The sequence below is a fragment of the Leptospira wolffii serovar Khorat str. Khorat-H2 genome, from assembly GCF_000306115.2.
In the GTDB taxonomy this organism is placed as follows: domain Bacteria; phylum Spirochaetota; class Leptospiria; order Leptospirales; family Leptospiraceae; genus Leptospira_B; species Leptospira_B wolffii.
The window spans coordinates 530,753-543,985 of record NZ_AKWX02000007.1; the positions used below are offsets into that span (position 1 = coordinate 530,753).

The 13,233-nt window shown below is 46.7% G+C and carries 6 protein-coding genes; 2 read left to right on the forward strand and 4 right to left on the reverse strand.

Going from position 1 to position 13,233, the window contains the following annotated elements:
• Positions 1–9 precede the first annotated feature (9 nt).
• The 4 genes from LEP1GSC061_RS21645 to LEP1GSC061_RS06760 form a co-directional block, all read right to left on the reverse strand.
• Complete coding sequence (locus LEP1GSC061_RS21645) at positions 10–1,713, reverse strand: glycoside hydrolase family 67 (protein ID WP_016544268.1); 1,704 nt, start codon at positions 1,711–1,713, stop codon at positions 10–12.
• Between the two features lie 4 nt (positions 1,714–1,717).
• Entirely contained in the window at positions 1,718–2,584 is an 867-nt protein-coding gene (locus tag LEP1GSC061_RS06750; protein WP_016544648.1) for a DMT family transporter, read from the reverse strand.
• 138 nt (positions 2,585–2,722) lie between these two features.
• Positions 2,723–3,787, reverse strand: coding sequence for a fatty acid desaturase (locus tag LEP1GSC061_RS06755; RefSeq protein WP_016545060.1), 1,065 nt, complete (start codon positions 3,785–3,787; stop codon positions 2,723–2,725).
• A gap of 145 nt (positions 3,788–3,932) precedes the next feature.
• Positions 3,933–5,081 (reverse strand): helix-turn-helix domain-containing protein, encoded by a 1,149-nt coding sequence (locus LEP1GSC061_RS06760; protein WP_016545086.1) that lies wholly within the window; start codon positions 5,079–5,081, stop codon positions 3,933–3,935.
• A 465-nt stretch (positions 5,082–5,546) separates the two neighbouring features.
• Here LEP1GSC061_RS06760 and LEP1GSC061_RS06765 point away from each other — a divergent pair, with 465 nt between their 5' ends.
• Together LEP1GSC061_RS06765 and LEP1GSC061_RS06770 are read left to right on the forward strand one after the other, a co-directional pair.
• Positions 5,547–9,134 carry a hypothetical protein gene (locus tag LEP1GSC061_RS06765; RefSeq protein ID WP_232218377.1) on the forward strand — a complete coding sequence of 1,196 codons (3,588 nt, stop codon included), beginning with the start codon at positions 5,547–5,549 and terminating at the stop codon, positions 9,132–9,134.
• 104 nt (positions 9,135–9,238) lie between these two features.
• Entirely contained in the window at positions 9,239–12,907 is a 3,669-nt protein-coding gene (locus tag LEP1GSC061_RS06770) for an Ig-like domain-containing domain (protein ID WP_232218378.1), read from the forward strand.
• Positions 12,908–13,233 lie beyond the last annotated feature (326 nt).

A 13,233-nucleotide genomic window follows, 5' to 3' on the forward strand; every position in this document is an offset into this window, starting at 1 on the left:
AATCCGATTTCAGCCCAATAATTCGCGGATCTGCATTCCTTGCCGGTTTACGAAATCCGGCAAGCGCTTACGGATTCCCAGGAAAAATAGGTAATAGATCTTTCTGAATAGGGAAGAGAAAAGAATTCTATCCAGGATCCTATATTCTTTTTTCTTTCTTACGAACATTTTAAGAATGAGACCTACCGCAAACGAAGGTTTCCCCTTGGGGGGAGCGAATTGGAAACGGAAAGTATTCGGATACTTCTTATGGTAACGCTTCGTAAGTCTCTTCGTTTCCGAAAATAGAATTGGATTATGCTTATACAAGAGCTTTCTCGCATTCAATAAGAGTTGGAACGTATCCTCTTGAAACCGAGCGTCGTAAGGTAATTTCAATTTCTTAGAAATCCGTTTCATTTTCTTTAAAAGGGGGAAAGATTCCTCTGCGAGACGAACGGATTCGGAAGGAGACGCGTTCCAAAAGGAATAAAGCCTTCGGAAAGGATCGGAGACGGTTATCTTATCCCAGGTAGCGTGGAGTAGGGTGGGAATCCTTACTCGGTGGATATAAAGAGTCCGTATAGAAAACCCGGGATCGTATAGAATATTCTCTATCACTCGATCCGAATACTTGAGAAAGAGAAGGAAGGCCGCAAGATTCTTCTTGCCGTAAAAATCCTTTACGCAATCTTCCAGAGTCTTTTTTGGATTTTGGAAAAGTTTCAAAGAAACGAATGCGTTCAATTCGTTCCAGTAGGAGGATCTTTTTAAAAACGTAATATTTTTAAACGAGGACCATCCGCCGGTTTGGGTCCACACGCTGATGCCCGCTAAATTCGCCTTGGGAAGTAATACGTCCCTATAGGATTGGTAAAGCCAACCTACGAAGCTGGGGTATTCTCCGAAACCTTCGTATTCCCTTCTTGCCTGTAATTCCAAAAGTTTAGGACGATCGTCTTCGAAGAACAACGGATTCAAGGAGAGATAACGGAAAAAATCCCCCTCTCCGTATTTCATGGAAACGACCAGGGAATTACTTTCGATCCCCCGGAAAACTTTACGATAGGTATCTTGATTCCAGATCAGATCTCCTATTTCGTAAGCGCCCAATGTCCAGGTGCGGAAGATCAGGGTTTTATTATGCTTCTCGAATATGGGAAGAATTTTACCTAAAAGTCTATTTGCCTGTTCCGGTTTTTTAAGAAAAAGTTTGCTCTTAAAATCGCCGGTTACGTCGACTCCGTCCGATTCTCCTATTCTAAGAATCAAGCCGGATATCTCGGGAAATTCTCGGAATATATCCTCCAATGCGAATTGAAAGAGCTCCCATGCCTTTTCTTCGTCGTTTCCAATCTCCCGGAACACCTCTTCGGAGCCTGAGAAAAAGTCGGAGGTGAGAAAAACTTGCAAACCTCTTTGCCTTGCGATTTTAAAAAGCTTCTTATATTTCTTGCGATAAGATCGGATTTTCTTATTCAGAATTTCGGGATAAAAGGGATAATTCGCCAAATAGCAGAATTCGTCCAGACTCACTGCATTGAATCCGATTTTAGAAATTCGTTTCGTATAGGAGGAAAAGGATTCCCTTACTCTTTTATGTTTCTTCTTGGAGGGGAGGGATGATTTTTCCAAATGAGAAAGAGGCGCCTTGGACCAATTATGAGAAGAACGATCGGATTCTAGAAAGAAGGGCGCCGAACCGTCCGCAATGCTTAGGAAATTCCTCTTCATGTCATTATTCCGTTTTCTTTCTATATCTTAAGGATTCCACGAAAGCAGCGAATAGTATGCAGGCTCCTCCGATGAATTCTTCCTTTCTGGGAACTTCGCCTAATATCAACCAGGCGAGTAGAGCCGAGTAAACCGGCTGAACCGTAGAAAGTAGGCCTGCGGTCTTTACTTTCATCTTGAAGACGGCTCGTATATAGAAAGTATGTCCCACCGCTGTGAAGAATACTCCTAAAAGAACGACGAGTCCCCAGTCCCTTTGGCTTCGGAATAAATTCTCGAAGAGTAGAACGGGGCTTAAGACGATGCAGGTAACGAGAGTTTGGTGGAACATCACCTGAGTGGAACCTCTTCCCGATAGATACTTCTTGGTGAAAAGGTTCCGAAATGCCATCGTGAAAGAGGATACGAGTCCGAGTACTACTCCGAGTAGATATTTATTCTCTAAATCGAAATCCGGAACGAGTAACCACATTCCGAAGAATACGAAACCCGCCATACCCAGATCCAAAATGCGGATCCTAGAAGGAAAGAAAACGGGCTCTAACAGAACTGTCCAAACCGGATGAGTGAATAGCGTAAGAACGGCTATCGCAACCGTGGATACTTGGGCGGAAGCGAAAAAACTTACCCAGTGGACCGCCAGAAGAACCCCCATGGAAAATGAGATGAGATTCTCTTTGGGAGTGGGAAAGAAGAAGGGACGCTTCCGGAAAAATAGCGCAGCGCCTAGAATGATGAAAGCGAATAGGGTTCTGCCCCAAGTGATGAGAGAAGGAGAATAGGCCAGAAGCTGGGCGAATAGAACGTTACCGCTGATTAGAATCTGGGAGAATTGGAACTCCAGATAGGTGCGAAGGCGATTTTCCTGCATCGGACAGGACCAATCTTTTACTTTTCCATCTTAAGAAAAGGAATTCACGGCTCGGAAAGCAGGTTTTCTAGGATTTGTAATATAGGAAATCAGGAAAGAATTCGGTCCGAAGTATGAATCTTCGGACCGAATTGGAGATTAAGCTGCCGTCGCCAAAGCATTTCCTATGCGATTGGCGCGGAAGATGCTACCGAAATCGTTGAATCGTATCCCGTAACGCTTCATTGCGGGATGTACGAAGGGCGCCACGGCTTGCCTGAGATAGAAGGGTTGGTTTACTACGAAATGGTGGATTCCGTGGGTGCTTCCGAAATTGAAGCAGAATAGGTGCAGGGGGAAAAGGAACCAGCGGTTCAATACCTGGGTTTGGTCGTGGATACCTTTCACATCCCCGTAATAATGCATATTGGAGGAGACGATTTGGATGCTTGTCTGGCGGATCCAGTTCGGAATCGTATATACGACCGCCGCTATATTTAAGAAATTTCGAATGGTATCCAACCACGCGGGAATCTCCACGGGTTTTCCCAAGAGTTCGTTTCCGATATAAAACGCGTTCAGGAAAAGGAAATTGTACCATAGATGGTAGTAGATCACAAGATACGGCCAACTGGAGCGAACGATCTCGCCTCTATCGAATTTGGGGGCCTCTTTTCTAAGCTTGTGAGCCTGGAATAGGAAGGACATATTTCCGTCCATCATCGTCAAGAGTCTCTTGAATCCGAAATTCATTCCGTTTCCGATCAGACGCTCCTCGATATCCTCTTTATGACCCGATACCTTATGGTGAAGAGTATGGATCATTCTTCTGTACCAAGGACTCACGGTGTTGCCACGGAAGATCCAAACCGTCCAGAACATGAAATTCTGCAACTTCAGATTATCCTTATAGTATAAATTATGAATTAAGTCATGCTCCACTTCATGAAGAATGGAGGCGAGGACTCCGTTCGCAACGATGCAGACCCATGCCGGTATCAGGCCTGCGATGTACAAACTTCCGAATAGGATCATTCCTGCCGCGGAACCTAAGGTGATTCCCAGACCGATCGCATCCTGGTGGCGTAAGAATCCGAATTTTTTCCGGAGCTTCTTGTCCCGGAACCGGATCCATTTCATGATCCGTTTGCTTTTCTCCCGATCGGAGAGTTTGTTATAGAGTTTGGTTGGAACCATGGGAGTCTTTTCTGCGACTGCGATCATCGGTTTCCTCCGTTTTCGTTTTCGGTTGTCCTTATCTTACGGCCGATTTTGAAAAGAGTCGTCCGAATTGATCGAATGATACCGGGGAATTCGTCCCATTCTATAAATTCGAACCAAATACGGCCTCGGTTTTGTAGGAAGATTTCTAATTCGCAGCGCCTCTGAATTCGGACGGCGTCTTTCCGGTATGTTTCTGGAAGGCGCGATGGAAGGAGGACTTGGTTCCGAAACCCACGGAAAAGGCGATGTCCAGAGTGGACCGATCCGGTTCCTTCTTCAATAATTCGCAGGCTTCCTGGATCCTATAATCGTTCACGAATGCGGAAAAATTCTTACCTAATTCCTGGTTGATGAGTTCCGACACCTGGTGGGTGGATAATGCGAGTTCGTCGGCCAAATCCGCGAGACTGAGTTTTTCGTCCCTATACAATCTATCTCTCTCCATCAATTGTTTCAGATTCTCTTGCAGCGCGTTTCGGTTCACTCCGGAGAGAAGAGAGCGGGCGTATTTTTGCCGGGTCGCCTCAACTACTTCCTGCAATGTCTGGAAGAATGCCGGCCTTTTGTGGCCGATCAGATAGGCGAGAGAAAGACTGAATCCCATGGTGGCAGAACATGCGAGTAGAAGAATCTTGGATTTCAGAATAACATAGGCCGCTCCTAAGGCCAGATTTCCAAATGTGGAGAATACGATGAAAAGCAGGATTCTTGCCGTCCATTCCGACCTTAAGACTTCCCAATAGAAAAGGTCCCGGCTTCTTTGGAGGATCCAGGCCATATAGAATACTAAGACCGCCAAGGGGAGCCCCAATAGTATTTCTCCCGCATGGATTCCCCTTTGGGATAGGAATGTGGAGATCTCTTGTTTCATCCAATCTTCGGGGAGAAGGACGGCTACCGCCCCGTAGAGAATCCAAATGGTTCCCAATAGAAAAAGATGTGTGTTCTCCAGGCCGAATAGGGAAGAATTCTCGGAATCCCGATCTATACTGGCCTTATATACCCCGAAAAGAATCGGCCCCGTGGAACCTATGAGAGGAAATACCAATAGGGAAAGCCTTGGAAAATCCAAGAATAATCCGGAGGCCAAAAGAAGAATAGAGGCCTGCAATGTCCCCATAAGGAAGAAAAGAAGGGCCAGTAGCCGATTCAATGAGGTCTTGTTTTCCAGAGCAAGCTGGCCTAGGGACATGAGAATTCCAAGGCAGGCGCCGAATTGGGTGATTCCCCAGAGGAGAATATAGAAAGGGGTAGCGCCTTGAGAATTTTGGCTCCATTCTCCTATTTCCGGCATGGCAGGGAGAATCCAGGGCTATCTTCCATCTGTCAACACTTACCTCTGCGGAAATGGAAGGGTAGGAGTGACTACAATCCGGAAAAGCAAACGAGTTTTCCTAGAGCAGAAGGGGCTGCCTTTTTGTATAACAATTGTTCTGTAATGGAGAAATCTTTTACTTTCCTATTTTACACCCGGGTTTATTCTCGGTGGCCTTCTGTCGATCCGCAATCTGGCAGAGATTACAGTCCGAAAAGATAGATTGAGACTCCGAGGCCGGAGTTGAGATAATTGAATAACAAGTGTTATTAAAAAAAATCGGTTTCGGTGAGTGGACACTTTTTCTAACCCCCTACTTATTTTTTTCAGAAACTCTGCCAAATATAAGGCTGATATAAGAATACTTTATGTAGCGACCGCTATGCTGGCTACACTCGGAAGTTTTCGAGTGGGAAAAGCCTAAAAATGAAAACGATGCGATTTATGATCCTTTTTGTCGTTTGCTTGGGAATTGCCTGCCAAGCGAAAGATGAAAAACCGACTGCCGACGGATTCTACGATAATATAGAATACAGCGGAATTCGGTTATTCAATATATTCGATAGTTATCCTTCCATTAAGGCCGGATTCCAAAGCCTCGATCCCATTCCTTTCAACGAAAGACTCGAAAGTTCCATGACGATTCCCTACAGAGAGGACATCGTAGGCTTCCTTAGGGCTTCCGGAGATCTTTTACTCAAGCCGGAAGCGCATGTGAGAGATTCTCTCCGAAGATTACATACCCTTCTGGATCGGATCGATAACGCTCCCAATTCCGCTTTCGACACGCTGCAACCTTGGCTGGAAAGTTTAAGAATTTATAATAAACCCGTATTAAGAAATCTTTCCCCTCTTTCCCAGAGCGCTCTTAGTTACATGTATTCCAAATATTCGAAGGATACCATGCAGACCAAGTTCGAGGAGCTCTCGAGTATCCTAAAGGATCCGGAGATCCGGATCCTTTTCGTGGAATTGGAAGACGTATTGGATAAAATTGCGAATCAGAATGCGAACGCCAAAGCCGCTTTGAACGGTCTCTTGCAAGGGATGGTGGATCCTTCTTTGATTTCGGATAGAGTCATGAAACAGAAACTCATCCAGATCATTTCCTCTCTGGGACATTCTTTCCGCCAAAGAGCGGGCTATAGCGACGCCAAATCCTCGGAAACCGTTCTAAAGAATCTTGTGGTAAATCTGGAAAAATTCTACACCGCGGGAGGAGAATATTATTCGGACAATAATTTCGCAGTGTATCGCGACGCTACCTATCCTAGCGAATTCGCCGCTATCCTGAGCGAAAGCTTCCGTTACCTTCGCCCCATGTTGGGCAGAGGCGGGAACTTTACCGCGGATCCGAACGTTATCCTTTCTTTAAAGCTGGCTCAGAATTTCGCCAATTTGGATTTTTCCACCGGTGTGACAGGAGTGGACGCTTCTCTCCGAGAATTGATCCGTATGGACGCCATGGGAAGGGACCGGGTAACCGACGTGGATAGCAATCCTATCACGGCGCTCGAATCCTTGATGTTCATTCTTACTCTATCCGATAACTACGGTTTCCGTTGGGAAGCGCCTACGAATAACAGCATCCAATCTTTGGAATCCGATGCGAACGGAGGCCCCATGAGCGGCGGAATTTTAACCGTAGGGGACAGTATTTATTCTTTAGGATCCAAGATGACCACCGATTTCGGTGTGAAAGCGTTCATGACCCAGAGTTCTTCGGGAGCGGCGGTATTTAAGAATGGGGACCCGAATACTCCTACCTCGTTGCAGATCGACGTAAATACTCCCACTCTTGCTCTTTTAGAATCGCCGGATCCTAGTATCGTTCCGAGTGTGAACGACCCTGTTTATACCAAGACCATTCCTTTTATCATGAAGCTAGTTCGCAACGTGACTCTTTCCGGAGGGGGACCCTATTATAATAAGAATCGCAGGGATAGCTCCGGAGCGATCTACACGATCGACGGAAAACTTTATAAGGATTCCGACGGAAACGATCTCATCTATAAGCCAAGTTGGAACACTTCCGAATACAGGATTAAGGTTTCCAATACGGTTAGCGGAGCTTGCACTAGTTCTAGCCTTTGCAGATGGGTGGGGCCGGGTGGAATGGAAACCACTGCAAATTATGCGAACAATTCCTTCACCCAAGTTCCCACGGGCACGAACGAGTCCGGGACGAAAGGATGGAGCATTCCCGTTTGGGAAATCGTTAAGGACGATGCGGGAGAAAGAGCCTTAAATACGGACGAGGAAGTCATCTATAAGAATTTCCAATGGCTTCTCCATGAAAAGAGAATGGTGGCGGTCATTCCTTTAAGAGCTTCTTTGGGAAGCGGCGTTCCTTATAAGATGGCGGCTTACGTCACTCTGATCGCAAACGGTCTGACCGGATTGATGAGCGCTGCTCCCATTCTACAAGACGGAACCAATTGCGGCGATAGAATCAACGGAATCTGGAGAATCAAGAACGCTCTTTTGAAGCCGGGTTGCGCCTCTGCGACCCAACCGAATTTTAGACAACCCGGTGTCAGAATCGAACAGCAGAATTATTCCGATATTCCCGGAGATAGCATGTTCCTTTTGGAGGCATGGGATTACGGAACGAGCGGTAACGGTCCCTTGACTTTCAATAGTTTGGGCGACGGTTCCGTTTATGCGATCTTCTATCCGGGTTCCAGCGTTTCCAGTTACGGAGTGATTCCTCCGGCTATCGCATCCAATTTCGGAGTCATGGAGCGCTTATCGTTTCTCACTTCGGATAAGGTTCTTCCTTCGGGAGCGAATACTTCGTACGGAAAATCCGTGGACGAGGTTTGGGAAAAGAGAAACAAACTTCTTCCTTTGATCGTTACGCTGGCTCAGACCCTGGACGATCAAGCGGATCCTGTGAATAATAAGAATCCTTTCCAGATTCTTACCGGTTTAAGTGCGGCCTTGAGTAGGCCACTTCTCGCCAAGATCCAAGACGGAGAAGAGAATTCCGGAAACAGAACGATCACCGTTATGCGTATGGTCGGCATCAAAGGGACTAGTCCGAGTGATCCGGCCCAAATGGACAACCTGACCATGATTCGTAGTACTAAATCCGATCCGGAAGATTACGGTTTCCGTTACCAAGATCCTCTTTCCGCAAAGCCGGTTCGGTCTCCGCTTTCCATTCTCTCTGAAAACGAGAGAAGATACCAGGACGGACTTTTGAACCTGATGTCCCGCACGGATCTACTTTCCACTTTCGTTACCATGCTCGCGGAGATGGGAAAACCGGAAAGAGCGAGCGGAGCTCTTCTTACCTTCCAATCCTTGGCGGATCTTTTGGGAGAAGTGAAGTTGGCGAACGAGAGTCCCGCCGCGAATCAATTCAATCTGGAAGGATATCTGGGAGAAGTCAGAGATATGCTGGCCGCTTTTCCGGACGCTAGACCATCCAATATTTACGATCCGGATTGGGATCGTCTGGGAGTCTGGGCGGTTCGTATGAGGGATTATTTCGATCCCGAATCCATATACAGCCTGATTCCTATGATCGATTTCTCTCTCGATATGATCATAGATAACGTTCCCACACAGGCTCAATTGGCGGCAGTCGTGGATCTTATCGGTGGCCTGGTAAGGGACTCCGGAGGCAATCGGGATTACTTAATTACGAATTTATTAAGTGTGGACGCTGCGGACCTGGCTAAGGTCTCGGCTCCTTACGGTAGAAGCACCGTAGGGGTTCTTATGGGCATCGTGAAGAACGGAGAATTCTTCTCCTATCTGGAAGCAGACATGAGATCTCCTTATTCCATCCGAGCGATCTTCAACGATACTAAGAAGTTGCTCGTATCCGATATGATTCAAACAGATAGAAAAGACAATTCTTCCCTAATCTATACCGCGGGTATTTTGATGGGGATTTTTGCGGATCTAACCGAGACAGGCAGAAAGCAATTCCCAGACGGATTCGTTTTCTACGATAGATTCAATAAAGACGAAAGTTCCGAAACGTATTGGGACAGATTCGTTACGGTATTCACTCGGTGAGAATAATGAAGAGAAGTGTTGAGGAAGAGAGAAGGCGAGGGTTTGTTATGAACCGAATCAATAGAAAAAGCGCGTTTCAGGGAATTGAAATAGAGGGGATCTCGATGATTTCTAAGATCATATTGCGAGGGAGTCTGAGATTTCTGGCTTTCCTATTCTTGGCGGTATCCGTTCTGGATTGTAACGCCAAGAAGGATAAGGGCTGGGACATGTCCGATATCTTCGATCTGGGTTTCTTATCCGGGGGAAGAATCTTCGGTGTGGATCCCAATCTGCAACCTCCTTATAATAGCGTGGACAACGATACAGCGGTGCTTCCCGTGGATTTCGGAAACTCTGCACCCCAAGCGGTGCTGTTCATTAACTCTTTGGAAAACGTGGATCGATACAAAGAATTGGAAATCCGCTTTTCTCATCCCATGAATTCCGCAACGACCGAGGTGAATTTCTCGCTAAAAACCAAATCTGGATCTGCTCTTCCCGGTCCGGACAAAGGCGGTGAATTTTATTGGATGAGCAGCAAAAAACTACGTTTCAATCCTTATCGGGAATTGAAGGCTGCGGAAACCTATACTCTTCTCATCACTTCCGACGCTTCCACGATCACCTCCGAGTCCTTGCAAACCTATACGGTGGATTTCAGGACCGGCGGCGATTATAATATGACGAATAAGATCACACAAGGTTCCGTTTATACTTTGAACGGCACCAACGATATGACTTTCGATCAGTCCGCGGCTTTACAACTCGCATCCACATTCAATAGTCCGATTTCCGGAGAGAATTATATCCAGTCCGTCAAGTTGAAGAAGGTAGGATCGACAGCTTCCGTTACCGTTTGCAACGCTCCTCCTTGTTCCATGTCTTCCACAATCTCGCTGAATCTAAACACTTCCGCAGTTCCTCCTACTGTGGGAGGAAACACTTACTATTACGAGATTCTGACCGCTAGCGGTAAGACAGCGAATAAGTATTTCAGTTTCAACTACGGAAAGTTGGAAAACGCGTCTCAGGTTCTTCCGTACGTCGCGAACGGCGTGATGGACGAGGCGCAAATGCTTCCTTTCTTAGGAAAGGCCATCGAGAAATACACCACAGGCGCCTTCAAGGTGTTGGATACTGCAGGTACTCCTCGTACTTTCCAAGAATTCCTATTGGGAATGCCGGATTATCCTAAGAAGAAATTCTTCGAGAACAACGATTGGACCATCGGCGAAGCTTGCATGAGAATGGACGGAAAAATGTCCGGAGACGCGAACGCCGCCGCATTTAAGAATTTCGAATATATTCCCGTCTTCGGGTCGAAGGGAGGCGGTGCGGGTAGAGGATATTGCTGGGTAAGGCACCCTACCTGTGTTACGGATAATGGACCGCCCTATCATCCTAAGAGAAGGGCGAGCGGACAAAGTAGAGACGACTGGTGGAATATTTATAACGCGAACAATTGCGGGCAAAACCAAAATAACGCGAACTATCCTCAGGCTTGTAAGAATCTATTCCATTGGGGAGAGGCTGCCTGGAGTCTTTGCCATTATCCTACGGACGCCAAATCTTATAAGAATAACGGATATACTTCTACGGTTTTCTCCACATTCGGCAGGCCGGACGGGGATATTACCTCGGCAGGAGACGACTTACTCGATTGTGCTTTTCCTGCTTGTTTCTTCGATTCTTATCATATCGAAAAGATAGCACCTGGGCCTTTCTCCAAATATAGCGCAACCTTGAACGTGGCAACGGGAGGAATTGCAGACGGTAGTGCCGCGATCACCTTGGACGTATATGTTACGGACATGAGACTTCCAAAATCCGTTAAATGCGGATCCAATAACGCTACCTATGGTTGCGCTGCGGGTGTGGGAACTCAATTGGGGAACGTGGTCGCCGATCTAAAAGTGAACCCAGGCTCCGGAAACGTAGCACCCGGATTAGGATTGGATCTGAAATCCAGATATACGGAAGTGGATCTTCTAGTAGTTTCTCGTTTCGAGGATTGGTACGGAGCGTTTAACGGACCGGGAGCCTTACTCGTATTCAAGACTACCGCGAAACTGAACTGGGATCCCGTTGTGGAAGGCGCGTTGAACGGAACTGGATACGACTGGAATAACGTTCAACTTACCAAACCTCGATTGGCCCTGGCTCGTGCCCGGAACAATATGAGCGTAACTTCCGACGGTTTGATCAATATGACCGTCAGAACTCCGTTCACCGTAAACGATTCTTATTTCCCGAATAACCCGAGCGTTGCGGAGATACTATCCGATACGAATAACTTCTTCATTCGTCCATGGGCAAATCCGTTGAAATTATCCTTAGCGGGACTCTATCCCGGCGAAGACAATTCCGACTTCATGTATACGGCGCCTATGACCTATATTCACGGAAGCGAAGGATTCAACACCGTAATCGAGGCATTAGTCGGTTCCGCGGAATTGAGTAATATGGCGAACCTCACGGTGGATCAAGTAAAACAGATCATCACCCAGTATATGTTGAGAGATATCGTGCAAAGAATCGCTCCGAACGTTTTGAACTCCGTCATCGCCGACTTGAGAGACACAGGTGTGACCATCACTTTGCCGGATTATCTACCCGCTCCTCTCGGAAATTTCCCACTTACGGTGAAATTCAAACTGAATACCGACGCTACGATCAAACACGACGGAACGAATAAGGGCCTTGTGACTTCTCTCGACTTCGCATTTACGAGCGGATATACACCGGCTGGCGGTCTTAGGACCCAATCCGGAAAGAGCGGAATGGTTACCACAAGGAACTGGACCGCAGGAAGTCCTCCGCCTTCCACCTATCAATTCAGTCAGTCGGCAGCCAATCCGGGGTTCTTGATTTCCATGCATACGGATACGATTTCCCAAGCCGCTTTCCATCTATGGCAGAGAAGGGGACTGGATATCGTGTTGAATAAAACCTTCATCGACGGTATGAACGCGTTTGCAGGAGCGGATCCTCTATTCGCACTGACCACTTCCTTCCTGAAGGCTTCTCCTCTTGTGACGATTTTAGTGCCGGGAAGAAATAAGCTGCAAGGCTTGAACGTGAGTAATCAGCTCGTTCCCGCCGTGAAATCCTACGATGATATAGATATGGTCATGTCTCCGATCCATGCGCCTAACGTGAAATTCAAGCCAATGACTTCGGCAGGAGTTCCTAAGATGAGATTGTATTTCACGGAAATGCAATTACAGATCATCGCTAAGAAACCGACCAGTTGTGCGGGACTCGTGGATGCGGAATTAACCGAATGCCAAGCGGATTCGAGACCTGCGGGATTGCAGCAGACTCTGGGAACGGTTCGAATCAGTTTCGCCGCAGACGCGGATTTCCGTTTCAAAATGTTCTCCAATCCAACCAGCAATCCGAACTTAGCCAACCTGAACGCTCTGCAGGTGATCTTGGATCCGAATAATAACCTGGATTATTCCGTGGAAGTATTGGAAGGGGCCACCTACAATCCGTTCGGTTTGGATCCGGACGGAATCAAGCAAATGATCTCTCCTTTGGTGACCACACTCGTGATTCCTATGGTGAACAGTATCATGAAGGAAATTCCTATGCCGCCGAACATTACCTTCCCGAAATTGCGTAACCCCGCGAACACAGCAGCTTGCGCGATCAGCGCGAAAAGCGATAAGGTACAGTTCTTTACTCTAGATACTCCTCAAGTAGCAGATCCGTATCTTTTGGGAGGAATGAGATTCGTAGGCCAAGCGGTAACGGATCCCGCCTCTTTGATTGTCTGCCCCCCTTAAAACTCCTCGCTATTTCGAGAACCTCGCTGTCGAAATGACCGAAAGGGACGCCCCTTTCGGTTTTTTTTTGCCGGAGTCGAAGAAGGTTACCGAAAAATCTTTTGGATTGCGGAAATCGGAGGATGTATTTCTATATTGGATCCGGATAGAGTCGCCACTCATTGAACGGCATTCGCTATTTCATAACGTTCGTTAGAACGTGCTTTATAATCTTCTAAAAAACGAAAAACAACTGAAGAAATATTATGGTTTGGAAAATAACGAGCGATTGTTCATAAATTTTGTCTCGTTTACATAAATAGGTTGCAGGAATCGGAATAAGATAG

Bases quoted from the DNA above. Each gene is read 5' to 3' on its own strand.
- LEP1GSC061_RS06750 (WP_016544648.1), bottom strand. From the start codon at position 2,584: ATGCAGGAAAATCGCCTTCGCACCTATCTGGAGTTCCAATTCTCCCAG.
- LEP1GSC061_RS06770 (WP_232218378.1), top strand. From the start codon at position 9,239: ATGATTTCTAAGATCATATTGCGAGGGAGTCTGAGATTTCTGGCTTTC.
- LEP1GSC061_RS06760 (WP_016545086.1), bottom strand. From the start codon at position 5,081: ATGCCGGAAATAGGAGAATGGAGCCAAAATTCTCAAGGCGCTACCCCT.
- LEP1GSC061_RS21645 (WP_016544268.1), bottom strand. From the start codon at position 1,713: ATGAAGAGGAATTTCCTAAGCATTGCGGACGGTTCGGCGCCCTTCTTT.
- LEP1GSC061_RS06755 (WP_016545060.1), bottom strand. From the start codon at position 3,787: ATGATCGCAGTCGCAGAAAAGACTCCCATGGTTCCAACCAAACTCTAT.
- LEP1GSC061_RS06765 (WP_232218377.1), top strand. From the start codon at position 5,547: ATGATCCTTTTTGTCGTTTGCTTGGGAATTGCCTGCCAAGCGAAAGAT.